Raw genomic sequence first — 24345 nt, 5'->3', positions numbered from 1 at the left:
TACTTTCGGTTCACCGCATACGCCCTACCGCCCCAGGGAGTTTCGTGATGTTCGGTGGAATCGTTTCCAGTCTCAGTCTGCTCATCAGTCCACTCGGTGCCCCGGCACCCGCGCCCGCGACCCCGGAGGTCCCCTTGGCGCCGCAAGCCACGATCTGCAACAAGTACTGCGACGCCCGCGATCCGGCGTTGTCGCCGCAGACCCGCGCGTCGGTGTCGAGCACGCTGTTCGGCCGGACCTTCCGGTTGTACTTCGACGACGCCGACGCAATGGGCTGGGGAGCCGTCGAGAACGGCAGCCCCGGTGACGAGGTCTGGCTCGACCGCTCGATGGACGGCGGCCGCAGCTGGAACGGCGGCAGCAAGCTCGGCGCCACCTCGATCCCCAGCGGGCAGACCGGCTGGCGGACGCAGATGTTCAACGTCGACGACTGGGCGAACCAGGGCGTCGGCGCACTCCGCGTCTGCGGCAAGGCCGGCGACCGCGCCGACATCACCTGCTCCCCCTGGGCTCGTACGACGTGGAACGCGTGGGACCGCCGGACGGCGGCGGCGACCGCGCTGATGCAGGACTACAACCGGTCCACGGGGTTGTTCAGCACCACTGGCTGGTGGAACAACGCCAACGCGCTGAATGCGCTCATCGACAACATCCGGGTCAGCGGGATGAACAGCTACCGGTATGCGATCGGCACCACGTACGACAAGAACCTGAATGCGCAGCAGGGTCAGTTCCGCAACGACTACATCGACGACACCGGCTGGTGGGGTCTGACCTGGATCGCCGCGTACGACCTGACCGGTGAAGCGAGATACCTGCAGACGGCTCGGGCCGACGCCGACCACATGGCGGCGTACTGGGACAACGTCTGTGGTGGTGGGGTTTGGTGGAGTCAGGCGAAGACATACAAAAACGCGATCACGAACGCGCTCTACATTCAGCTGAGCGCCGCGCTGCACAACCGGATCGCCGGCGACACGACATACCTGCAGCGTGCGCAGAGCGGGTGGACGTGGTTCCAGCAGACCGGGATGATCAACAGCTCGAACCTGGTCAACGACGGCATCAGCCTGTCCACCTGCAAGAACAACGGCGACACCACCTGGACCTACAACCAGGGCGTCCCGATCGCGGCCCTGGTCGAGTTGTCGAAGGCAACGAACAACTCGGCGCACCTGACCACTGCACGCCAGCTCGCCAACGCCTCGACCACCGCGGCCGGGCTACACACCGCGGACGGCATCCTGCGCGAGCCCTGCGAGAACGGCGACTGTGGTGGTGACGGTCCGTCGTTCAAGGGCATCTACGCCCGCGCACTGACCAAGCTAAACGCGGAGTTGTCCGACCACCCGTATTCGGCGTACCTGCGGCGCCAGGCAGATCGCGCGTACGCCGCGGACCGGACTCCGATGGATCAGTACGGACTGCGTTGGTACGGGCCGATCGACAAGCTGGACGGGGCACGTCAGCAGTCGGCCCTGGACTTGCTCAATGCTCCAGTCTGAGAGGGTGTCTGGGGGACTGCACGCCGTAGCGAGCATGTGCTCGGTGCGGTAGCTCGGCGTGCTGGGGCGAAGGCCTCGATGCTTTTCCATCGTGGCCTTTGCACCAGTGCGGCGAGGTGCCGTGCCGAGTGCAGCGCAGTAGGCGTGGAGTCCCCCAGACACCCTCTAGCATTCGCCCGGTGGAGATCGAGGAGTACGGCTCGCAGTGGCGCGCAACGCTGCTGCGGGTCCACCGGGAATCAGACTGCATCTTCAAACTGACCCTGCTGGTCGACCCGGAGCGCGGGGCCGAGGGGATCGTCTTCACCGAGTTCTACGACTACGGCCCGCTCGGTGACGACCCAGGACGTGAGTACGGCTACAGCGTGCAGGCCCCGTACGCCGTACTCGACGTACTGGCCGATGCCTACTCGCCGGGCATTGCCGGGCCGGCGCGGCAGCGGCTGGCCGGTGGACTGGCCACCCTCGTGGATGAGGGGGTGCTGGGTGACGGGCTGGCGTTGAAGGGGAACCAGGAGAAGGTACTGGCCGGGTTCCAGGCAGCGGGGGTACCGGCGAAGACGAGCACCTGGTTCTGGATGAACTCTAGAGGGTGACTGGGGAATCCGCGCCGTAGCGAGCATGTGCTCGGTGCGGTAGCTCGGCGTGCTGGAGGGAAGGCCTCGATGCTTTTCCATCGTGGCCTTTCCTCCAGTGCGGCGAGGTGCCGTGCCGAGTGCAGCGCAGTAGGCGGGGAGTCCCCAGTCACCCTCTCACTGAATTGAGCCGGTCTCCGGCATAATTCGGCTCCATGAGTGCGGGAACGGATCTGGGCGGGCTGCGGCGGATCAACGAGTTGGCGATCCTGACCGCGGTCCGCGCGGGTGCGGACACGCTGGCCGAGGTCGTGCGGGCGACCGGGTTGGCGCGCGCCTCGGTCGGTGAGGTGACGCGCGATCTGGTTGCCAGCGGCTGGCTCAGTGAGGCAGCGCCGGTGGTTCGTGGTCGTGGACGACCGGCCGCGCGGTACGAGTACCGGGCCACGGCCGGCGTGCTGATCGGCGCGGATATCGGGGCGTTCAATCTGCGGGTCGCGATCTCCGATCTGTCGGGTCGCCGGTTGGCTCAGTCGCGGCGGTTCACGACGCCTGAGGTTCCGGCGCGTCAGCGGCTGAAGATCCTGGATTCGGCGATCGACGACTGCCTGCGCGACACCGGTCGCGATCGCGGTGACATCTGGGGCGCGGTCGCTGGGAGCACCGGTCGCGTTGGCGATGGGCGCGTACTGCTCTCGCACGCGATACCGGATTGGAGCGGCCTCGATCTCGCCGGCCACGTCCGGGAGAGCTTGCCGGGCGCGCTGGTCGGGGTGGAGAACGACAGTCGCCTGGCCGCGCTCGCTGAACAGAAGCTCGGGCCGGGAAATCCACAGAGCCTGGTACTGCTGCAGGCCGGGCGCCGGACCGGTCTGGGGCTGGTGGTGAACGGGCGCCCGCATGCCGGATTCGGCGGCGTCGCGGGCGATCTCAGTCGCTTTCCTGCTTTGAAGTGGGAAGGCGCGATGGAGTACCTGCAGCAGAGCGGGGTCGCACCGGCAGCCGGCGCGACCAGCGATCCGGTCGCCGACACGTTGAACGCCGCGATCGAGGGCTCCGCTGCTGCGCTCGCCGCGGTCCGGCGCTACATCCGGATGCTGGCGAACACCGCGGGCGCTGTGGTGTCGATCCTCGACCCCGAGGTACTCGTGCTCGGCGGCTCACTCGCGGCGTACGGCGAGCTGCTTCTGCCGCTGCTCGCCTCGGAACTCGAGCTGCTCTGCCTGCGGATGCCTCGACTGGAGGCATCCACGCTCGGCGCGGACTGCGCCGTCCTGGGTGCGCTGTGCGCAGCCGCCGAGTTGGTCGACGACGCGCTGGTCGGGTCCGGTCCTGGTCCGCTTCCCGTGCATGCGCGGCCGAGGGTTTCGACCTGAGTCGAAGGGTGGTTGCCAGGGCGGCCAACCACCCTTATATGTATGGAGTCCGTCATAAATAAGGAGCTCCGATGTCCGATACCGCCCCGCATCGCTCCACTCCAACCAACCAACCGGTTGGTCGGCGGCAACTCCTCGGCTGGATGGGAGCCGGCGCGGTCGTCGCCGGGGTCCCGCTGACCACTCAGCCAGCGGCAGCGGCCGCACTGGGGACGGCCGCGGCACCGCTGACCGTGTGGCTGCCGTCGCCGGCCGACAAGATCAAGCGCGACCGGGCGTTCGGCCCGTCGACGGACACCATCCGCCTGCAGGCGGCGCGGAACGAGTACGAGTCCGGCCAGGTGATCGTCCGGACCGCGAGCGGCAGCACGGACATCGGCGTCACCGCGAGCGAGCTCACCGGACCGGGCGGCGCCAAGCTGACCGGGATCGAGGTCTTCGAACAGCGCTACATCACCGTCGACCGACGGACTCCGGACTCCGGCGGATGGGGTCCCGGGACCTATCCGGACGCCCTGGTCCCGCTCACCCCGACCCGCCGAATCACCGCGAGTACGAACGCGAACCTCGGCATCTGGTTCACCGTGAACATCCCGAAGGGCGTGGCCGCCGGCCACTACACCGGCTCCCTCACCATCACCGGCGGTACGGCGCCGGTCGTCGTACCGATCGATCTCGAGGTCTGGAACTTCGAGCTGCCCGACAAGTGGAGCACCGCGACTGCGGTCGGGATCTGGTACCAGCAGGTTGCCCGCGCGCACGGCGTACCGTTCGGGGATCCGCGGCACGAGCCGTTGATGCGCAAGTACTACGACTTCCAGCTGAAGAACCGCCTGCACACCTGGGACATCCCGGCTCCGATGCCGCCCAAACTGCAGCACCCCAACTCGTCCGACGGTCTGCTCGCCCCAGGGCCGGGGCAGGATCCGGAGCCGGCGGAGTTCCTGGCCCGAGCTGATCAGTACCTGAACGATCCCCGCGTCGTACGGTTCCGCATCCCGCTCTACACCACCGGGGAGAACAGCACCGGCTTCACCACCGACACTGTCAAACTCCGGCAGGTGGTCGAAGGCCTGCGTGCCAAGGGATTGATCGACCGCGGCTACTTCTACTACGCAGACGAGCCGATCGGGGACACTGCCTACGCGAACGTGCGGGCACTCTTCGACCGGGTCGAGGCGATCGCGCCCGAGGTCCCGCATGTCCTCACGCTGGAGCACCTGCCCGAGCAGAAGCTGCTCGACTTCGTCCACGCCTGGTGTTTCGTGATCACCGTCCCCAAGCCTGAGCTGCCGGGAATCGTTGCCCAGCTCAAGGAACGCGGCGACCTGGTCTGGTGGTACACCGCGGTCGGTCACCAGTACCCGCTGCCCGGGGTGTTCATCGCCGACAGCGGTGTCGGGCATCGACTGCTGCCGTGGATCCAGTACGACCTCGGGGTCGAGGGGTACCTGTTCTGGTCGAGCACGGTCTTCAGCAACTGGACCGGCGACGGGTACGAGCCCGACAACCGGTGGAGCGATCCGTTCGGGGTGGAGACCGCGGGCGGTGACGGCTTCCTGATGTACCCCGGCAACGCTGTCGGCATCGACGGACCCGTCGGCACCGTACGCCTGGAGTGGATGCGTGAGGGGTTCGAGGATCTCGAGTACCTCGCCCTGTACGACCGGAAGTCGGCCGCCCTGGCAAGCAGTTGGGGGGTGCCGAAACCCGAGCGTGGACTTGGCTCGTACCACGACGTCCTGCACGACTGGCTGGCGCCGTACCGGGATGATCCGGCCTTGTTCCACAAGGTTCGTGCTCAGGTCGGCGCCGAGGTCGCGCAGCTGTTCGGGCCGACGCCCGCGCTGGTCCGGATCGACAAGCCGACCGCCGGACATGTCGTGGTCGAGCTGATCACGCTGAAGGACGCCGCCGTCCAGATCAACGGAGCCACCGGTACGCCGGTCTCGTCCCAGGGGCCGTCCGCCACCCATCGCGTGGTCCTCAACCTGGCGGCCGGCGAGCAACAGATCGCGATTTCCGTTGCTGGCAGCAACTTCGCGCGAACGGTCAAGGTCGCGGCCGTCGCGACCCCGCACGAGATCGTGTTCAACTCCTTCGAGTCGGAGGCGGACGTTGCGCGGCTGAGCACGCAGGAGGCCAGTGCGACGTTCAGCGATCAGCACCCGACCACCGGCGGCCGCAGCGCCAAGCTCGTCTTCAACGCGAACGCTGCCGATCCGAAGTGGGCTGGGGTCTACCTGTACACGCTGAAGGAGGGGCACCCCGAGCAGTCGATCGGCCGCAACGACTGGTCCCAGCTCGATGCGGTCGCCTTCGACCTCTACAACGACTCCGACGACCTGATCGCGATGTACTGCGACTTCCATGACCCCGTCTACCTGGACGACGGCAATCCGTTCTATCTGGCACCCCGCAAGCAGCAGCGCGTCGTCGTACCGCTGACAAACCTGGTCAGCGACCTGCCGCGGATCACGTCGATCCACCTGCGCGTGGACCGACGGGCCAACCCGCTGACGGTCTACCTGGACAACGTCCGGTTCCTGCGGAGCAAGACCGGGCTACCGACGCCGGGGACGTGGTCGCGGCAGGACGCCGAGCGGCGGGTGACGTTCCAGACCGTCCGGTCCGACGGGACGATCGGATACGGGCGGGAGAACGGCACGGCCTTCGACGTCACGAGTGTCGCGGCCGGTGTGACCGGAGTGGTCGCCGGTGCGGTCGACACGGCGGCCCGGATGAACCTGATCGGGCTCACCAGCAGTGGCCAGGTCCGGTGGAGCCGACTGGACGGGAGCTGGGCACACGCGGTTGTCGACTCCCCAACGACAGTGACCGGTACGCCGGCCGCCGTACTGGATGCTCTTGGTCGCCTCACGTACTTCGCGCGCACCGCCGACGGAAACCTGGTCCGGGGTCGGCAGACCGCGCCCGGGGCAGCCACGTGGACAGCTGCCTACGTGCTCGACGGTGGCGGAGCGAAACTCCGCATCGGCGGCGATCCGGCCACCATCCAGGACCCTTCGGGGAAGCTGACCTACTTCGTGCGCAGTGCGACCGGAGAGCTCATCCATGGCTGGGAGAACGCCCCCGGCAACGACCAGTGGAGCATCGACGTCATCAGGCAAGGCGGAAACGGCGCACCGGCTCTCCTCGAGGGGCGTCCCGCGGTGTCGCAGGACATCTCCGGACGACTCACCTTCCACGCGCGGACTGCCGCGGGCGGCATCATCACCGGCTGGCAGTCCACGCCTGGCAACGGACCGTGGCGCTACGACTCGCTGCCGCTCACAGTCACCCTTGCCGGGGATCCTGTCAGCGCACTCGATGCGTCCGGCAAGCAGGTGTTCTTCGCGCGCACCACTGACAACCGCATCTGCCACGGCTGGTCGCGGTACCCGGGCAACGGTCCATGGGACAGCACTGTGATCGATGCCGACGGCATCGCAGCAGACGGCACCACCACGCAGTCCGCCGACGGACGCCTGCACTACTTCGCCCGGCTCGCGTCCGGCCGCCTCGGCCACTGGTGGCAGGACCGGCCCGGTATCGGCCCATGGCACAGCGCAGACGTCCCGAATGCGTGATCCGGTCATGCCCGCAGCTAGTTGGTGACCGATGCGTAATGCCATGATGGCGCCATGGAACTGAAGCTGTCCGCGTCGTACGACGCCACGCCCGAGGAAGTGTTCGCAGTCGTCACGGACAAGACGTTCCGTGAGCAGGCCTGCGAGAAGACCAACGCGTTGTCGTACGACGTGCAGGTGAGCCAGTCCGGCGGCGACACGATCGTCAAGGTGACCCGCGAGATGCCGTCGGACGACGTACCGGATATCGCCCGCAAGTTCGTCGGTGGGACGCTGACCGTCGTCCAGACCGAGACGTGGCACCCAGCGGCCGCCGACGGGTCCCGCAAGGCCGAGGTGGCCGGGGAGATCACCAACACCCCGGTCAGCCTGAAGGGCACCGCGGACATCACCCCGGGCGGAGCTCAGACCACCCAGGGCATCACGCTCGACGTGAAGGTCGCCGTACCGCTGATCGGCAAGAAGATCGAGCCGTTCGTCGTCGACGCCATCCGCAAGGGCCTGGTGAAGGAGCACGAGCTCGGCCAGGACTGGACCAACTGACTCCACCTTCCGTGTCGCTGCCGGGTCAACCGGACCGGCAGTGGCACGCTGTGGTGTGAGTGCTCCCTGGAGGTGAGCCTGGATGCGGAAAAGACACCTGTGGTCAGGGCCGGTCGCCGACACCGCCCAGTACTGCGTGATCTGCGCGGGAACGATGCCCTTCGAGCGCGTCGACGCCGCTGATCACCACGACGAAACGACCGAGCTGGTCTGCGTGGCCTGCGGGTACGCGCTGCTCATCGACCCACCACTGCAGGAGCTCGGCCGCCCCGCCTGAGTGTTCTACAGCGGCGGACCGAAGCCGCAGACGACGCGTTTGGCGTGCGCCGGGTCCAGTGCGTTCGAGATCAGCTGGGCGACGGTCGGGTCGAACGCCAGCCCGACATGGCCGACCAGGTCCAGCGGGCAGCTGTCCTGGACGAACTTGTTGGTCACCCCGGGCTCGCGGACGAACGACGTCTCGTGCGGGGTGACGAGCGCGTCGAAGCGGCTCGCGATCACGGTGTACTTGACGCCCGGCTGGGCGATCGGGCCGGTGGTCAGCTTCCTGGTGGCGGCACCGCCAACGATGATCTCGTCACACGCCGGGCAGCCGAAGTCCCGCAGTACCTGATCCACCAGCGGCCGCAGGCCGAGATAGTCGCCGACGCTCACCAGGCCGGCGAACGTGGTGCCATGGGTCGGCGGCGCGAGCGCGACCACCTTGCCCACGTGAGCGGCGTACCCGCGGATCTTGGGGCCGTAGAGGCTCTGGAACGCGCCTTCGGAGTGGCCGACGATGTCGACCTTCGCGGCACCGGTCGACTGCCTGACCTGCTGGATGAAGGTGTCGATCTGAGCGGCGGACTCGGCGATCGAGATCGTGCCGCCGACCGGGATCAGCGGCGAGGCCTGGCCGTAGGTGAGCGTGAAGGTGCAGTAGCCCTTCGCGGCCAGGTACGGCTGCAGGTAGGCGTAGTTGCCGGGGCCGTTGCCACCCAGGCCGTGCAGTAGGACGACTGGGTTCGGATGGGCGGCCGAGGGCTTGCAGGCGGCCGCTGCCGGGGCGGCGTTGGCGGGCGTCGTGGTAACCAGGGCGGTTGTCACCACAGCGCCCGCCAGAAGAGCCGTCAGGACTCTTCGGAGGCGATTGGACATGAGGGGCTCCCCGTGACGTATCGTTCGGTAACCGGCGGGTAACCGAGAGTTGAGCACGTCCCTGGGTTATTGACAAGACCTCGTGTTCAAAACCAGTTCACTCGGTTGCTTAGCCCGAAGCGGGGGTAACGTCCAGCGCATGAGTCGGACCATTCGGGGACTGGACGCCGAGCAGCGGCGGGCGGAACGGCGCGAGCACCTGCTCGACGCGGCGCTCAAGCTGTTCGCGGCCAACGGGTATCTCGGCACGTCGATCGAGCAGATCTGCACGACGGCGTACATCGGGACCAAGAGTTTCTACGAGCTGTTCACGAGCCGCGAGGAGTGTTACGTCGCGGTGCTGCGCCGGACGTCGGACCGGCTCGAGGAGCGGATGGTGGAGGCCGCGCGGCAGGCCACCGGCAACGAGCGGCAGGAGGCGCCGCGGCTGCTCGCGACCTTCGTGCACGCCCTCGTCGACGATCCGCAGGTCACCCGGGTCACCTTCGGGATGGCGTCCGGGATCTCGGAGAGCGTCGAGCGCGAACGCCGGGCCAACCGCCGCTGGGCGGCCGGCTTCCTCGAGCAGCTCTGGGACGCGTACGACGGACCGCCGGCCGACGAGCTGCGGACGGTCCGGCACGGGGTGGCGATCGGCCTGGTCGGCGGCATGTTCGACCTGATCTCCGACTGGCTCCTCGACGCCGACCTCACCGCCGAGAAGCAGATCGAAGCCCTCATCGACGACCTCACGACCTTCTACATCACCGTCCGCCGCGGCCTCACCAAGTAACGTCCGAAGATCCGGAGAAGGTGCCTGCGGATTCTTCGGACGTTAGTCGCTGTGCAGTTCTAGCTGAAGGCGAGCGTGCGGAGGGCTACGTGGCCTTCCTCGTCGATGACGTAGTGGGCGTGGCCTTCATGGTCGACGGCGATGCCCTCGATCCGGCGGATCCCGCCGAAGTGGTGCAGCGTCTTGGTGCCGACCGGGCCCGCCTCCGCGGAGAGCTCGAAGCGGATGTGCTCGGAGTCGGCGAGCGCGCCTTCGGGGTGGTCGGCGAGCACTGTCGCGGACTTACCGATCGCGTCCAGGTCGCCGATGATCGCGTCGAACTCGATCCCGTCGCGGGTGTCGAGCGCGCGCAGCCCGGCCGGCGCTTCCCGGGTGCCGACGTCGTTCAGGACCCAGACCTTGCCACAGCGCGGTACGGCGTTCGGGTCGGCGAACAGTTCGTCGACGTTCTCGAGCTCGACCACGATCGGGTGCCCGTCCGCGGTGACCGGGTAGCGCAGTCCGAGCAGCAGATTGCCGTCGGCGGCGAACTCGGCGGCCTCGATGTTGACCGGGTGATCCGTGGCGCGGACGGCCCCGCCCCAGCTCTTCGTCTCTCCCTTGGCGATCGTGGCGTCGACGTACGACGCCTGTCCGAGCGGGCCGAGCGGGATCAGGTCGAGGCCGGCCAGCGCATCATTGATCGCGCGATGCAGGCCGAATCGCATCCGCACGACCTCCAGCTCGGCCGGCGTACCGGTGTCGAGGGCGCGACCGATCGAATCCTCGTGGACCCGGGCGATCCAGGAACGCTTGGCCGACAGCGGGCCGCGCTTCTTACCGAACTGCGAGCCGACCAGGTACACGTAACCGTCCCGGGACGCACAGGCCTCCGCGTCCTCGGTGCGGCCGTTGTGGATCCCGGCGTCGGTCGGCACCCGGACCGCCGTCCAGCCCTCGTCGAGCGGTGCGCCCGCGGCGTGCGCGAGCAGGGCGATCGCGTTCTCCGCGGTCGCCTCGTCCAGGACCGTGACGAACGCGCGCTCCCAGCCCCGCCGTACCAGCTCGTCGGGGCCGAAGACGCGGCACAGGTCGGAGGCTTCATTGGGGTCGAGGTGCAGATCGGTCTCATGCATATCCGGTAGACGCTCCGTCAGCCGCGGTTGATCCCTGCAGACAGCAAGACCCGGGACAACCCTGAGGAACTCCAGGGTGTCCCGGGTCTGCGGTGCTCAGCCCTGGTGCGGGTAGCGGTACTCGGTCGGCGGCGCGAAGGTCTCCTTCATCGACCGCGGGGAGGCCCAGCGGATCAGGTTCCACATCGAGCCGGCCTTGTCGTTCGTCCCGGAGGCGCGGGCGCCGCCGAACGGCTGCTGACCGACGACCGCACCGGTCGGCTTGTCGTTGACGTAGAAGTTGCCCGCGGCGAAGCGCAGGTACTCCGAGGCCTCGGCGACCGCGTGCCGGTCCTGGGCGATGATCGCACCGGTCAGGCCGTACGGCGCCGAGTGCTCCATCCCCTTCATCACGTTCGCGTAGTCGGCATCGTCGTACACGTGCACGCCGAGGATCGGACCGAAGTACTCGGTGTTGAAGATCTCGTCGGTCGGGTCGTCGGAGACGATCAGCGTCGGCCGGACGAAGTAGCCCTCGGAGTCGTCGTAGGTGCCACCGGCAACGACCTGCAGGGCATCGGTCGCCGCGGCCCGGTCGAGCGCGGCCTTGTGCTTGGCGAAGGCGCGGTCGTCGATCACGGCGCCGATGAAGTTCGACAGGTCGCTGACGTCACCCATGGTCAGGGACTCGGTCTCGGCGACGATGTCGTCCTTGATCAGGTTCCACACCGAGCGCGGCACGTAGGAGCGGCTGGCCGCCGAGCACTTCTGGCCCTGGTACTCGAAGGCGCCGCGGACCATCGCGGTCTTCAGCACCGCCGGGTCGGCCGACGGGTGCGCCAGGATGAAGTCCTTGCCGCCGGTCTCGCCGACGAGGCGCGGATAAGTCTTGTACGACGCGATGTTCGTCCCGACCGTGCCCCACAGCGACTGGAAGGTCTTCGTGGAACCGGTGAAGTGGATCCCAGCGAGATCGGGGTGGGTCAGCGCGGCCTTGCTGACCTCGATGCCGTCACCGGTGACCAGGTTGATCACACCGGCCGGCAGGCCCGCGGCCTCGAGCAGCCGCATCGTCCAGTGCGCCGCGAACTGCTGCGTCGGCGACGGCTTCCAGACGACCGTGTTGCCCATCAGGGCCGGCGCGGTCGGCAGGTTGCCGGCGATCGCGGTGAAGTTGAACGGGGTGATCGCGTAGACGAAGCCCTCGAGCGGGCGGTAGTCGACCCGGTTCCAGATCCCCGGACTCGAGATCGGCTGGTCGTTGATGATGTTGCGCGCGAACGCCACATTGAAGCGCAGGAAGTCGATGAACTCACACGCGGCGTCGATCTCGGCCTGCTGGACCGTCTTCGACTGGCCGAGCATGGTGGCCGCGTTCAGCGTGTCCCGCCACGGGCCGGCCAGCAGGTCGGCCGCCTTCAGGAAGATCGCCGCCCGGTCGTCGAAGGACAGCGCGCGCCAGCTCGGCGCCGCCGCCAGCGCCGCGTCCACGGCCGCCTTCCCGTCCGCTGCCGTGGCGTTGCCCAGATTGCCAAGAACGTGGGCATGCTTGTGCGGCTGCACGACCTCGATCGAGGCCCCGCCACCGAGCCGCTGCTCACCACCGATCGTGCAGGTCAGATCGATCGCGCCCGCGGCGTTGAACTCCTTCAGCTTCGCCTCCAGACTCACCCGCTCCACCGATCCGGGCGCGTAGCCCTTCACCGGCTCGTTCACAGGGGTCGGGACTGCGGTGACGGCATCCATCGGGTACGGCGCTCCTCGGTCGGCTCTACTGGATCTCAGCTGGCGTCTTCATGGTGCCACGACCAACCCCGGACCACGAACCTGACAGGTATGACGTGGAGTACGTTCTTTTGTGTGACCGGCGTAGGACATTTCACAAGCGCGCAAGCCCAGGCGTCCTATCTTTCTCTGTACGACGCGGCGGTGGCGGCGATCCCCGGTGAGCGGGAGTCCCGCGACGTGTCGACCACCTTCGGGCAGGTGCGCGTCTACCGCTTCGGCTCGGCCGAGGGAACGCCGTTCGTCCTGCTGCACGGCCGCGGCGCCACCAGCGCGATGTGGGAGCCCAACATCCCAACCCTGGCGGACACGCACACCGTCTACGCGATCGACTCCCTCGGCGAGCCCGGCCGCAGCGTCCAAACGCTCCCCATCCGCACCTCCGCAGACCAAGCCACCTGGCTGACCGAAGTCTTCGACGTACTAGGCATCGAACGCGCCCACGTCGCCGGCGTCTCCGGCGGCGGCTGGCTGACCTTCAACCTCGCCGTCCACAACCCCGACCGTGTAGCCACCGCAGCCCTCATCGAGCCGGCCCACGTCCTAGCCCGCTTCTCGAAAAAGTTCTTGCTCGGCGGCCTCTCCCTCATCCCCGGCGTCCCCCAACGCTACGGCGACCGCTTCCTGGCCTGGGTCTCCGGCAACCCCGACCCGAACCTCCCCATGGTCCGCCTCCTCCTAGAAGGCATGCGCAACTACCGCATGCAACTCCCCCTCCCCGAATACGGCCGCGACGACCTCCTCCGCAACCTCAAGGTCCCCGTCCTAGCCCTCCTAGGCGGCCGCACAGTCCCCCACAACCCCCTGGAAGCCACCCGCCGAGCCCAAACCCTGATCCCCAACAACCAAACAGAACTATGGCCCGAAGCCACCCACGCCCTATCCGGCGAATTCCCAGCCCAGTTGAACGCCCGCCTCCTGAAGTTCGCCGACCAGGCATAACGGGGTGTCGCACCCTCATAAGGGCGGAGCAAATGAAGTTGGGCGCCTCACACCTCGGCTCGCCGGAGCAATTCTGGAAAGACTTCGAAGTATCGAACGAAGTGCCGTCTGCACCTTCCCGAGGTCTCTCGCGTCGCGGTCGGCTAAGGCATCATCCGCACCCAGGAAGGCACCTGGGTCGTCATCTGCGACCATGTCCGGCGGCTCAAACCTAGTGACCAGAATAACTATCCGGTCCGCAAATGGTGACACCTTCCGATATCTCAAGGAGCCCGCGCTTCACAGAGTCTTGGATGTATCGATCGATTCCACAGTCCGTCGAGAAGATCGAATTGAGTTGCTCGACCACGACACAAAGAATCCTCAACGACACCGCGCCCCGGTGCCCGTGAGGAACTCAAAGAGATCTGAATCACTCAGTCGGCTCAAAATTTCCATCAGCCGCAGATCAGCCTCACTACTTTCCAATTCGCCGAGCTGACTACTTCGAGAATTACAAGCAAGTCACTCTCCTCCTCGCTGGCTAGCAGGAACAGTCGAATTAATTCCTAGAGTTTTCGAAGAGTGATCGACACTCCGCCAGTTCATCCTCTGCGTTGCACGCAAAGGAAAACCTGCGCCGAATACTCCTCGCATGTCCTGGCAGCCTCTAATTTTTCCAATCCCTCACCACAGCGAGAATCAGTGCGAACGACGAAGGAGATGTTGTTCATACTGATTCCCGCCACAGTAGGTCAGCGCTCAACCATGCACCATGCGTATCGCACGAGCGCAGTCAGGTGCACAAATATCCAATATCTCCAGGCAGGCATCTCGTAGCAGTGCGTCGCTCGCCAACGCCTCCCGGACCAGAAGCCATCCCCCCTGGGCCGCAACCATCAGACATCGCCCTCCGAGTTCGTCACCGCGATAACTGGCCGGCTGCACGAGATGAAACAACAGGTCGAGAATTCCTATCCATGCCGTACGGGACCTCGGTTCGGAGAGTGCAGCAAGCAGAACTTCGATTGTCGGCTCAGCGGCGCTGAAGATGTCATCCTGCGCGAAGACTCTATTGTCCATCGTGTCCCATAGATCATCAGCCGTACGACTCTCGTCGGCGGCGATGAAGGCAGCAAGCAACTCCCCAAATCCGTCTGCCGTGCCATTGAACAACTCAAAGGATGCCCAGTCGGTGGACCGAATGACAGCATCCGCCAAGGACTCTTGGCGACCGCTCATTGTTCCCACGCTCCAGGATCTGGTTTTGTACCTCGCGGAAACAATGACTGCGGGTAATTTCCCTGGCACTTATCACAAACGTTCTTGGGTCTCCATATCATGTTTCCAGTGGGCTTATGCCGTCGCCATTCATAAGGCCTGCTCATCTGACCACCCGGCTCGAGCTCCTGGGCGACATCTTCAGCATGCATCCCTCCAGGTCGTGATCCCACAGTCTCGATCGCTCCGTCAGCGCGCCGGACGTTAATATACGCGGCACTGGACCTGTCGGGCTTCCCCTTGGCATTGAACACGGGAGCAGGATCGGGCACTTCATCCGCGGCCTTGCCTGCACGGCCTAGCACCTTGCCTAGCAGCATTTTCCCGCCAGCTCCGGCCGCCTTGCCAACGGCTCCGCCAACCGCACCAGATACTGTGCCGATCGCCACCTCTTTCGCGAGGCTCGCCATGCTGAAGGTCTCCTGGTCATCGAGCGCAACCCTTGTCCCATAGGTGGTGCCCGCGCTCAGCGCGCCCGCGATCGCTCCCGCGATGACCACACAGCCGAGGCCAGCCGTTGCGGCACAGAAGGCGATGCCTGCGACTATCCCGACCGCCAAGCCGGCAACTATCCCAACGACGGAGGCATGCTCCTTGGCCCAGTCGCCGGCGTGGTCGACGGCGTTGGTTACGTTGTCGGCGACGCGGTCGTACCAGTGCTTCTTCTGCTTGGGGTGGTTGGTGCCGCCGTCGCCGTAGCCGCCGTTGGGGCCTCTGGGGTTGGGGTTGTCGTTAGCGCCACCGGAGGGGTATATGACGTCGACGTCGTCGTCGGTGTAGCCGCCGCCGCCGTCGCCGTCGTCGGCGTTCATGAGGCCCGTTGGGTCGGAGCCGGAGACGGGGTTGTCGTTGGCGTAGGTGTAGCCGAGCATCTGCTGGGGGTCGTTGGGGTCCAGCAGGGGGTCGAGGCTGATGAAGCGGCCGATGGTGGGGTCGTACTCGCGGGCGCCGACGGTGGTCAGGCCCGTTGCCTTGTCTTCGGGTTTGTTGAGGAAGTTGTGGTCGTCGGGCCAGGCCACCTGGCTGCCGCGGGGGTCGCCGAAGGGTTTGGCGTAGCGCTTGGTGGGTTTGAGAGTGGCTGCCTCTACCGCTACCTGGGACGTGCCGTGGTAGTCGGTGACCAGCCAGGAGATGTCCGAGGTCGGCGTGCCGTTGTCGGAACGGATGGCGATGGTCTGGCCGTTGAAGGCGTACTGACGCTTGCCCTGGACCTTCTTGGTCGCCTTGTCGAGGGTCAGCTCGAGCTCGCCGAGGAAGAGGGTCGCTTCGCCGGGGTTGCTTCGGACCAGCAGGCTGCCGTCGGCGTCGTAGACGTACGTGGTGTCGCCCTCGGTGCTGGACAGCTTTGCAAGCTTGCCCTGGGCGTTCCAGGTCAGGGACTGGCCGGGGCGCACCGTGGTGTTGCCACGAGCGTCGTAGTCATAGGTCTTGGTCGGAGCACCCGTCTGGGTGACGTTGGCCAGCGTGTGGGGCTGGTCGGTGTTGTAGTTGAAGGTACTGGTGGTGTCACCAGCAGTGGAGTGGTCGGTCTGCGTCTTGCGCAGGCCGATCGGGGTATAGGTCCATGACTGCCAGTACGGCGCGGGCCCGCCAAGCCCAAGGTTGCTCGGAGCCTGCGTGCAGTCGGCATTGGCCGGAGTCCAGGCTTGAGTGATGCGGCGGTTGCCGTCGTAGTTGAAGCACTGGGCATCGCCGCCGTCGACCAGGTTGTGATCCTTGAGGACGTTTCCAGTGGCGTCATAGGTGTAGACGTGGTCCGAGAAGACCTCTTCCTTGCCGCTGATGCTGCGACTGAGCCGGCGAGTGTCGTCCTCGTAGAAGTTCGAGATCCCCATGTCGTGCTTCGATCCGAGGTCGAGCAGCGTCTGGTCACCGAACTGGCTGTACTCGGCATTGTTGACGTACGTCGCACCCGCCGCGTTGTACATGCGCTTCGGCAACCCGAGCGGGGTGTAATCGAACGAGACGTTGTCCGCCCCGAGACCCCCACCGTCGGGGAACGAGATCAGCTTCGGCGTCTTCTCATCCGGCTTGTAGTCGTAGTTCGTGTAGTAACTGCCCTTGAGTCCTTCGGCACCCTCGACCGACGGGATACGCGTGGTGATCTTCGTCGGCTTGTACAAAACGTTGCGGGAATCGATCGTCGTCACATACGCCGCACCGGACTGGCCGTTGGTGTAGCTAGCCGACTCAGCGGCCTGGCCGAGCAAACCGCTCCTGTCGTACCTCCAGCTCGCGAGCATGTTTGCCGGAGCGACTGCCGACTTGTACAGCGCAGTCTTGCGGTCGAGCGAGTCGTATGTCGTGACCAGCGTGTTGTTGGTCGAGTCGGTGGTGGACACCAGCCGGTCGCCCTCGTCGTAGGTCGAGACAGACTTCCCAGAGTCAGGATCAGTGCTCTCGATCTTCCGCCCACGCAGGTCGTACTTGTTCGTCCAGGTTCCGCCTGCCCCGTCCATCCGGGTCATCCGGCCGGCCAGGTCATAGGTGTACTTCGTACTGTCCGGCGTGCCTGTCGCGGTGTTGCCGTCGTATTCACGGCGCTCGACGACCTGGCCCATGACGTCAGTGACGGTCTCCGCAGCGCTACCGCCGGCAGGCGGAAGCACGAGCGTGGTGTCACCGTCATAGACGGTCGTGGTCGACCACTTCGGCTGCAACATGCTCATGAACGTCGACTTCACAGCCCGACCGGCACCGTCGTACTCGTTGAACGTCTGATTCGGCACCGACGCATTCGGTACGTCGACCAGGACCGCCGCGGGTGCCGACTCGTTCCAGATGTCGCTGTTGGCATAAAGCGTCTGACCACGCGAGTCATACCGCGTCTCACTGATCACCCGCCCGCTATTCGCGCCAGGTGACTGGGACTGCCGAGGCCGCAGTAGCGAATCGAACAGCTGGTACGACGTGATGTACCCGTTCGCCTCGATATTCAGCGAATCCGTGCGGATTGACGACGCCGAGGTCTTCGAAATCGTGTAGGTGTACTTGGTGTTCGCAAGCTTCGGCGAGGCGATCACCTGGTTGGGCAGCCACACCGCAGTCAGTCGGCCAAGCCCGTCGTAGGCCATCTCGGTGACCTTGTCGTTCGGGTCAACGGTCTTCGACGGCAGCCCCCACTCCGGTCGGTAGGTGGTGACTGTCTTGAAGTTGACCGCCGCACCGTCGTACTTGTTGACGGTCGGAGCAAGCACCTCGGTCTGGGTGAGCGGACCGGTGAGCGCCGGCGTGTACTTCGTCGAGGTCACCCGTCCGAGCGCATCGCCCGACGAGGTGACCCTTCCGAGCGCGTCGTACGTCTTGGTGCCACTCGTCTGGTACGACGGGACCCCGTTGGTGTAGTGGTGTAGCCGTTCCACGCTCGTCGCATCACCGAGTGTCGTCGTACCGAACGGTTTGGCGTCGTAGTAGCTGCGCACATCCGACAGAACCCGGTTCTCCGGCGGCGTGGCGGAGGTCGCGTCACATGCACCGGTCGACGACACAGTCCGCAGCGGCAGCGCGATCAACCCGGTCGTCGGATTCTTCGCGTAGCTGGTGAGCGTGCAGGTCTCGTCGCCGCTCTTCGCCGCATCACCGAAGTCCGTGACCTTGACCGGCATGTTGTTGTCCGGATCGTAGGCCGTGGTTGTCCTCCGAACCTGGTCCGAACGGCCGTCTCGGACGACGCGTGACCTCGTCTCGGACGCAGCGACGAAGTTGGACTTGAGCACACCGCCAGGAACAGTCTGCGATGCCTTCTCGGCGATGGAATAGTCCGTGATCGTGCCCGAGAGTACGGGCGAGAAAGCTGCCCCGTTGAGATACGTGATCTGTTCGCGGGGGCTACCGGCCAGGGGCTCAGCATCAGCCGTCAGCTTCCCTTCGGAGTCCTTGACATCCGCGTTGCGCCGAGCCGTCGTGTTCTCGAGTTTGTCGCCGTCCATACCGCGGAAGTACGTCGTCACCGACCTGGATCGCTTCAACGGCTCCGCCGGGTCCCCGGTGTAGGTCGTGACGGTGCCGTAGCCGCGCCACTCGGACCAGGTCTTGTCGTTGTCCTTGAGCATGGGCGATTCCTGGTAGTGCCAGGCGCCGCCGCCGGAGTACACGTACTGGGTGGTCATCATCGCGCCGTTGCCGATCGCGTCGGCCGTGACAACGCTCTCGAGCACGTACTTGTGGAACCAGTCTTCGCGCTCCTGTTCGCCCGGCGGAGTCCACTTGGCCGGGTAGCAGCGTTTGGTGTTGGTGTCCTTATCCGGATGTACGCCGGACACACACTCCTTCGGCGCGTAGTTGACCATGATCTTGGCGCCGGTCTCGGTGTTGATCTCGTGGATCCGGTACCGCACCAGGCCGGACGGCCCGTCGCCGGTGCCATCCACCCGGTTGGCCAACCCGACCTTGGCGAAGGTCACGTCCGGCATGCTGAGCGCCGTGCCGGCCTTACCCGTGTGCGAGATGCCATTCAGCCACATCGGCTTGCTGGCGGTGTCACCGTTCGACTCGAACGTCAGGTTGGTCTGCCAGAGGTCGACCGACTGGAGAGCCGACCCGACCATCGTCTTGGTCTCGATCTGATACAGCCGCTTGCGAGTGAAGAACGTCGGCGACACCTTGTTGGTACAGGCCGTCGTCCCTTCACAAATCTGATCGAACGGCACGTCGGGCCAGTTCGCCTTGGTCGTGCTGGTCAAGGTCGAACAGTTTGCCAAGCAGCGCTCGGCGGACGTGAACACAACCTGCTGCGGCGCGACCGTCGCGTCGGACAGGGTGCTGTCGCTCAGGCCGTAGTCGATCCGGTTCAGATAGCCGCCACGCACGTACGGCGCGCCCGGCGACGCGACGCCGTTCTTCGCGTAGTTGTTGACCTCCTTGGTGTACCAGTACGACATCGCGTTGCCGTGAAGGTCGACGACGTAGTCGAGGTTCCAACGCCACGCGGTCGTGCAAAGCGATGCAGCGAAGGTCGATTGGTGGCAAGGCTCACCGGCGTCGTCTCCTGCGACCGGGACGGTGAACACCGACTGGGTGTACTTGTTCATGCCGGTCTTGAGCTGATGCTTACCGAAGTAGTACCGGGTTCCATCGGTCGTCGTGACCATCCAGTACTCCTTGCGGGAGTCACCGTTGAGGACCGTCGTGACCAACCGTTCGACCTTCGAGCCGTCGTCGTTCTTGAGCCTCCACGTGCTCGCGCCGGTGTCTCCGCCGGAAGTGCGGACAAGCTCGGTGGATTTCCCGTTAAGAGTCAGCGTGGCGTTGTCGTACTTCCAGCACTGGTCGTACTTGCCCTTGTTGGGATTGGTGGCCTTGTCACCGTCCTCGTCGCAACTGGTGTACTTGCGTTCCACGAACGACTCGGTCATGTCGAAGCCTTCGCCGACCCAGGAGACCTGGTTGTTCGTCGCCGAGGTACGTCCGTCGACCGACTGCGCCGAATACGAGAAAGCCAGACTTGGCGTCGGGCCCGCGGCCGCCGGCGGCACCCGCAACGGATACGACCAGGTGAAGTCACCACTCGACCCACCACCCGACCAGCTCGACGACGCCGACAGCTGGGTAGCCGAGTAGCTGCCCGTGCTGGACTCCGATCCCGCCGTGACCGCGAACACTGACTGCTGCGGGCTCAGCGGCGCGGTCGCAGTGACAGTCTTCGTGGCCGCATCATTCTGAGTCCGCAATGGGGTACTCGTCGCGCAACCGGGCGCACTCGGCGTCGTTAAAACACAAGCAGGCAAGGCGATGACCTGCAACCGCTGATCCCAGTCGGCACCAAAGGCCTTCGCGTAACCGGAATAGTCGAACGTCAGCCGCGCGTCAGGTACGGACTTCGTCGCTGTGGCCTTGACCAGCACCCCACTGATGCCTGCCCGTGCACTCGACGCCTGGTCGAGAAACTCCAAGTCAGCGGTCACGCCCTGTCCGGCCTTCGCCGAACTGGCGGCCACCACACCCTTGGCTTTAAGGTCCGGCGCCCCGAGCGTGATCGACTGATGCCCAGCCTGCGGCCAGTTGATCGGCGTGCTCGCCACCTTGGCTGCGTCCGCAGCCGCCTGGGCCGGATCGACCACAGGTGGCGGGGTGACCGTCTTGAACGGCTTGACCTTCGTGTTCTTCTGCTTGGCCGCCTTAGGGGCATTCGGGTATTTGTCCCGGGCCTCGGCGGAGTTGGTCGGGCCGACGACCGCCACGGCGGCGGTCAGCGACAGGGCCAGCAAGATGGGCAGGCTACGGACCTTGAGTTTGCGCATAGTTCGCTTCATAAGGAGCAGCTCGCCTTTCCGGCTTCGGTACACAACACGGCATCCGGTACGACGCCCGCGTAGACGCGCAGATCGTCGAGGAAGCCCGTGAACGGAACGTAGGTGGCATCCGCCGGCGGCTTACCAACAACCGTGGTACCGGTGCCGAACGGGGAGGTGAAGTCCGCAACGCTGCCGTCCGCGGAACGGTCGGCGAGCTTCAAGAAGACCTGATCGGTCCTGGCGTCGTAATGAGCCGCCAGCGCCGTCCATTCCTCCGTTGCCGCCGTCATCGTCGTGGCCTGGACAGCTGGGATGGAAGGTTTACCGGTCGCGGAGTCTTCAGTGGTTCGGATGAACGCCCATTGCGCGTCTTCGTCGGTGGCAAGTCGCCGGTACTCCAGCCGCCACGAGTCTTTCGTCGTACCCGCCTGCCGCACGATCACCTGATTCTTCGACGCGTCCGCGAGCCTGACCCACACCAGGACCGTGAAGCTTCCCGTGGCATCCACCAGCGGACGTCCGATCGAGACGCTCTGGGCGCTCTGCCCGGTCCCCGTCAGAACCTTTCCGCGATCGTCGTCCTCGGTGATGGCCGCGCTCTGGTCGGTGCCAGCGAAGCCGGAGACGGTGAGATCCGAGCCGTACACAGTGTCCGGAGTCTTGCCACCGGCGGTCGCGTCGAACGGATAGTTGGCCGCCAGGGCCGCGATCGGGTTGTCGCTCCCTGACAGGTCGACGCGCGGGTTGGCGAGTTCTCTTGCCTCAGCGGGCGGAACGAGGCGTTGGAAGATCTTCACTTCGTCGATCGAACCGGGGAAGATCCCCGGTCCTTCGACGGGATCGGCCCGAACCGAGCCCACTTCGACCCGGCCGGTCGCCTTCCACGGTGTCTGGCTGAACTTCACGGTTCCTTGCGACCTGCCGTTGACGTACAGCGTCATCTCCTTGGTCGCGGCGTTGTAGACACCGAGCAGGTGCGTCCAGGCATTCATGACCGGCGGGGCCTGCGAATTCACCCTGGCCTGGGGTTGTGCGGGCTCGTCCGTCATGGTCTGGATGAAGCTCCAGCGATTGATGTTCGCCGCGTAACGCAACTGGCCACCGCGTGCAGCTTGGCCGGTGATCGTGACCACACCACTGTCCGTCGTACCGGTCAAACGAGCCCAGGCCGAGATACTGAAGTTCTTCGAGGTGTCGACGAACGTCGCCGGCACCGTTGCGCGGCTGCTGACACCGTTCGACAGCAGCGAACCGTTGACCCTGCCCTTGCCGTCGAACTCGGCGTCCGTCACGGTCAACGGATAATTGCCCGCCGAATCCGCTGCGGTGCCGCCCGGTCCGTCATCAAAATTCCAGGCCGCTACTGCCGGGAGACCCGGACCAACCGTCAACCTGTGAGACCGCAGGCCGCTGGCGTGCTCAGCCGCATCATGCGTTTTGGCTTCCAGCACCATCTCGAGCGGATTAGGTGTCTCCAAGGTCACCGTAACCGAGCTCTTGTTGACCCGGGTCAACGTCTGGCCCTTGAAGCCATAGCTGATGGCAGTGACATCAGGGCTGGTCGACGAGATCGTGTAGGTCACCTTGTCAGCGAACGGAACCACCGCAGGGCAATGATTCGGATCCGCGCTGGTGAGACAGTCCTGCACCTCCTGGCCCTTGTAGGTCGCCTTGATCGTAGGAGGCGGCGGAACAGTGGTATCGACCTTGAAGAAGCACGGGCCTGCGTACGCCGAGACCAGTTCCCCGGCGGGTGTGGGATAGGCGGTCCTGGCGTTGTAGGTGTACAGCCTGCCCTCGACCAGGTTGAATCCAGGCGCGCGCTTCTGGACGACACCCGGCGATGCCAACCCACTCCGCAGCGTATAGGAATTACTGAAGTTGTCGCGGATCAGGAAATCGACATAGACCCGGGCACTGGTGTCACCCGAACCCACCTTGCCCGCGGCGAACACCTCGGGCTGCTTGGAGGCCACGACGGTCGGATCATTCGCCGGCCTGCAGATATCCGCGAAGTCGCTCGGGGCCGCCGCACCCATGGTGGTCGCCGGCAACGGCAGGGCGACGTACTCGACGTGCAACTGGGACCGTGCGTCGAACTGCTTCCAGGCGAGCTTGTCCGTCTCGTTGGACGCACGCAGCCGGAAGCTGGTCGACGTGAGGTTCGCGTTCGAAGTGGCTTGTATCGAGGCGGTCACATCGAATTCGACGAAGCCGGCCGGGCAGGCCGAACTCCACCCCTTGGCTTCCAATTTCGAATCGACGTCGGCTTCGACAGCAGGCTGGTTGTTCCAGGTCGTGCGCGGAGAGATCGGCTTGACCCGCGAAAGGACAATCCCCTTGGGGGTGCAGTTGGCCGAGTGCGTCTCGAACGCCGACATCGACGCCTTGATGATCTTCTTGTTCGTGTAGTACGAGGTCGTGAACTGGTAGTACGAGCGGACGATCTTGCTCTGCTCGAAACCCTCGAAACCGACACCGAGACTGTGCTCCGTCTTCCAGAACGACGTACCCGGGTACAACTCCCAAGCCGCAGTCCAACCCACCCGGTCCTTGGTCAGAGCCATCGTCGGATCGAGCACCACCGGGAAGACCGTGTCAGCGGCCGAGAGCATCGTCTGATCAGGCTTGACCGTCAGCCCTGCCGCGCTGCCCTCGAACTGCATCAAGGCGTGCTTCGACTCCGCAGACGGGCCCTCCTCGACCGCCATAGCCGAGCTGGCCTTGCTCTTCGAACCTGCCGTCGACTTGGCACTCGCTGCGTCCCACATCAACGCCTCACCGACGCTCAGCACCTGCTTGCCGGAGCGATCGACGTACGACGGACGTCCCGGCTGCGTCGTACGGAGCTCAAGGTTCTGCGTGGTCACTGGGAAGGTCAGGGCCTTCAGCGCCGGGTTCGAGGCCGCTTCACGGGTCTGGACGACCAGGTTGTAGCTGAAGGTGTCAGACGTCGCGTTGACGACCAGGTCGACTCCAGGCAGGACAGCCGCGTACGTCGCCTTGGACCCGGACAGAGTCGGTTTCGGCAAGGCCCACGGGCTCTTCAGTTCGAAGACTCCACCGTCCAGCCTGTACCGAGCCAGCGGGCCGGTGCCTCCGTTCGAGAAGACCACATCCGCACCGGAGGCCTTCGGCGCGATGAGTCCGTCTGCGCGGGTCTCGAGCGTGGCGTCAAGATCGACCCACGCACCGCCCTTACGCATCCGGACCGGCTGGTTCGAAACCTCAGCCTGGAGCGTGCCTTGCGGAGTCGCGACCGTACGCGTGTACTCCGTCAGCTTGTCTTCCACCTCGACCGAGGTGTTGAACTGCGCGGCCAAGCGCGAAGCTTCAGCCTCGGTCTTGGCCGATTTCGGTGCGACCGGTGGCTTGGCAGCCACCGCTGGAGACGTCCCGACCAGCCCGGCCGCGATCACCGTCGCCGCGGAAAGAACAGCAATTGGGCGCGCGAAGGCGCGCAGAACCCACCCGTTGGAAGACATACCTCACCCCTGAAGTCACCTCAGTTGAACTGCAAGCACCCCCGAGGT

Annotated in this window: 14 protein-coding genes; 8 read left to right on the top strand and 6 right to left on the bottom strand. The window is 65.5% G+C overall.

Features of this window, described 5'->3' with window-relative positions; translation table 11 throughout:
* The first annotated feature begins 47 nt into the window (after window positions 1-47).
* The 6 genes from OG474_RS26395 (at window position 48) to OG474_RS26370 (ending at window position 7866) form a co-directional block, all read left to right on the top strand.
* Complete coding sequence (locus OG474_RS26395) at window positions 48-1505, top strand: glycoside hydrolase family 76 protein (RefSeq protein WP_405056255.1); 1458 nt, start codon at window positions 48-50, stop codon at window positions 1503-1505.
* Between the two features lie 179 nt (window positions 1506-1684).
* Window positions 1685-2101, top strand: coding sequence for a hypothetical protein (locus OG474_RS26390; RefSeq protein WP_405056254.1), 417 nt, complete (start codon window positions 1685-1687; stop codon window positions 2099-2101).
* A gap of 194 nt (window positions 2102-2295) precedes the next feature.
* A complete protein-coding gene (locus OG474_RS26385) occupies window positions 2296-3456 on the top strand; it encodes an ROK family protein (RefSeq protein ID WP_405056253.1) in 1161 nt (386 codons plus the stop codon).
* Window positions 3457-3527: 71 nt separating this feature from the next.
* On the top strand, window positions 3528-7046 hold the full coding sequence (locus OG474_RS26380) for a glycoside hydrolase domain-containing protein (RefSeq protein ID WP_405056252.1): 3519 nt from the start codon (window positions 3528-3530) through the stop codon (window positions 7044-7046).
* A 54-nt stretch (window positions 7047-7100) separates the two neighbouring features.
* A complete protein-coding gene (locus OG474_RS26375) occupies window positions 7101-7589 on the top strand; it encodes a DUF2505 domain-containing protein (protein ID WP_405056251.1) in 489 nt (162 codons plus the stop codon).
* Between the two features lie 82 nt (window positions 7590-7671).
* On the top strand, window positions 7672-7866 hold the full coding sequence (locus OG474_RS26370; RefSeq protein ID WP_405056250.1) for a hypothetical protein: 195 nt from the start codon (window positions 7672-7674) through the stop codon (window positions 7864-7866).
* A gap of 5 nt (window positions 7867-7871) precedes the next feature.
* Here OG474_RS26370 and OG474_RS26365 read toward each other — a convergent pair whose 3' ends face one another.
* The gene (locus OG474_RS26365; RefSeq protein WP_405056249.1) at window positions 7872-8726 is read right to left on the bottom strand and encodes an alpha/beta fold hydrolase; all 855 of its coding nucleotides are present in this window, start codon (window positions 8724-8726) and stop codon (window positions 7872-7874) included.
* A 139-nt stretch (window positions 8727-8865) separates the two neighbouring features.
* On the opposite strand from OG474_RS26365, the gene OG474_RS26360 reads away from it, so the two are divergent.
* Window positions 8866-9498, top strand: a complete 633-nt coding sequence (locus tag OG474_RS26360) for a TetR/AcrR family transcriptional regulator (protein WP_405056248.1) — start codon at window positions 8866-8868, stop codon at window positions 9496-9498.
* A 59-nt stretch (window positions 9499-9557) separates the two neighbouring features.
* Here OG474_RS26360 and OG474_RS26355 read toward each other — a convergent pair whose 3' ends face one another.
* Both OG474_RS26355 and pruA read right to left on the bottom strand, forming a co-directional pair.
* On the bottom strand, window positions 9558-10613 hold the full coding sequence (locus tag OG474_RS26355) for a hypothetical protein (RefSeq protein WP_405056247.1): 1056 nt from the start codon (window positions 10611-10613) through the stop codon (window positions 9558-9560).
* A 96-nt stretch (window positions 10614-10709) separates the two neighbouring features.
* A complete protein-coding gene (pruA, locus tag OG474_RS26350) occupies window positions 10710-12338 on the bottom strand; it encodes an L-glutamate gamma-semialdehyde dehydrogenase (protein WP_405056246.1) in 1629 nt (542 codons plus the stop codon).
* A gap of 90 nt (window positions 12339-12428) precedes the next feature.
* Here pruA and OG474_RS26345 point away from each other — a divergent pair, with 90 nt between their 5' ends.
* Window positions 12429-13319: an alpha/beta fold hydrolase gene (locus tag OG474_RS26345; protein ID WP_405056245.1), complete on the top strand. Its 891-nt coding sequence runs from the start codon at window positions 12429-12431 to the stop codon at window positions 13317-13319.
* Between the two features lie 741 nt (window positions 13320-14060).
* On the opposite strand, the gene OG474_RS26340 is transcribed toward OG474_RS26345, so the two are convergent.
* The 3 genes from OG474_RS26340 to OG474_RS26330 are packed head-to-tail and all read right to left on the bottom strand — an operon-like array spanning window position 14061 to window position 24297.
* A complete protein-coding gene (locus OG474_RS26340) occupies window positions 14061-14540 on the bottom strand; it encodes a hypothetical protein (RefSeq protein WP_405056244.1) in 480 nt (159 codons plus the stop codon).
* Window positions 14537-20830, bottom strand: coding sequence for an RHS repeat-associated core domain-containing protein (locus tag OG474_RS26335; RefSeq protein WP_405056243.1), 6294 nt, complete (start codon window positions 20828-20830; stop codon window positions 14537-14539). Before OG474_RS26335 ends, OG474_RS26340 begins: the two co-directional genes overlap by 4 nt.
* Window positions 20827-24297 (bottom strand): LamG-like jellyroll fold domain-containing protein, encoded by a 3471-nt coding sequence (locus OG474_RS26330; RefSeq protein WP_405056242.1) that lies wholly within the window; start codon window positions 24295-24297, stop codon window positions 20827-20829. The genes OG474_RS26335 and OG474_RS26330 overlap by 4 nt, the downstream gene beginning before the upstream one ends.
* Between the last annotated feature and the right edge of the window lie 48 nt (window positions 24298-24345).

This window comes from Kribbella sp. NBC_01505, assembly GCF_045040285.1.
Classification (GTDB): domain Bacteria; phylum Actinomycetota; class Actinomycetes; order Propionibacteriales; family Kribbellaceae; genus Kribbella.
Note: the sequence above shows the minus strand (reverse complement) of the source record. Positions and strands in the feature narration are given on the sequence as shown.

Excerpts from the sequence above, each read along its gene's own strand:
- OG474_RS26395 (WP_405056255.1), top strand. The coding sequence starts at position 48 with ATGTTCGGTGGAATCGTTTCCAGTCTCAGTCTGCTCATCAGTCCACTC.
- OG474_RS26355 (WP_405056247.1), bottom strand. The coding sequence starts at position 10,613 with ATGCATGAGACCGATCTGCACCTCGACCCCAATGAAGCCTCCGACCTG.
- OG474_RS26335 (WP_405056243.1), bottom strand. The coding sequence starts at position 20,830 with ATGAAGCGAACTATGCGCAAACTCAAGGTCCGTAGCCTGCCCATCTTG.
- OG474_RS26340 (WP_405056244.1), bottom strand. The coding sequence starts at position 14,540 with ATGAGCGGTCGCCAAGAGTCCTTGGCGGATGCTGTCATTCGGTCCACC.
- OG474_RS26330 (WP_405056242.1), bottom strand. The coding sequence starts at position 24,297 with ATGTCTTCCAACGGGTGGGTTCTGCGCGCCTTCGCGCGCCCAATTGCT.
- OG474_RS26360 (WP_405056248.1), top strand. The coding sequence starts at position 8,866 with ATGAGTCGGACCATTCGGGGACTGGACGCCGAGCAGCGGCGGGCGGAA.
- pruA (WP_405056246.1), bottom strand. The coding sequence starts at position 12,338 with ATGGATGCCGTCACCGCAGTCCCGACCCCTGTGAACGAGCCGGTGAAG.
- OG474_RS26385 (WP_405056253.1), top strand. The coding sequence starts at position 2,296 with ATGAGTGCGGGAACGGATCTGGGCGGGCTGCGGCGGATCAACGAGTTG.
- OG474_RS26345 (WP_405056245.1), top strand. The coding sequence starts at position 12,429 with ATGACGTGGAGTACGTTCTTTTGTGTGACCGGCGTAGGACATTTCACA.
- OG474_RS26375 (WP_405056251.1), top strand. The coding sequence starts at position 7,101 with ATGGAACTGAAGCTGTCCGCGTCGTACGACGCCACGCCCGAGGAAGTG.
- OG474_RS26380 (WP_405056252.1), top strand. The coding sequence starts at position 3,528 with ATGTCCGATACCGCCCCGCATCGCTCCACTCCAACCAACCAACCGGTT.
- OG474_RS26365 (WP_405056249.1), bottom strand. The coding sequence starts at position 8,726 with ATGTCCAATCGCCTCCGAAGAGTCCTGACGGCTCTTCTGGCGGGCGCT.
- OG474_RS26370 (WP_405056250.1), top strand. The coding sequence starts at position 7,672 with ATGCGGAAAAGACACCTGTGGTCAGGGCCGGTCGCCGACACCGCCCAG.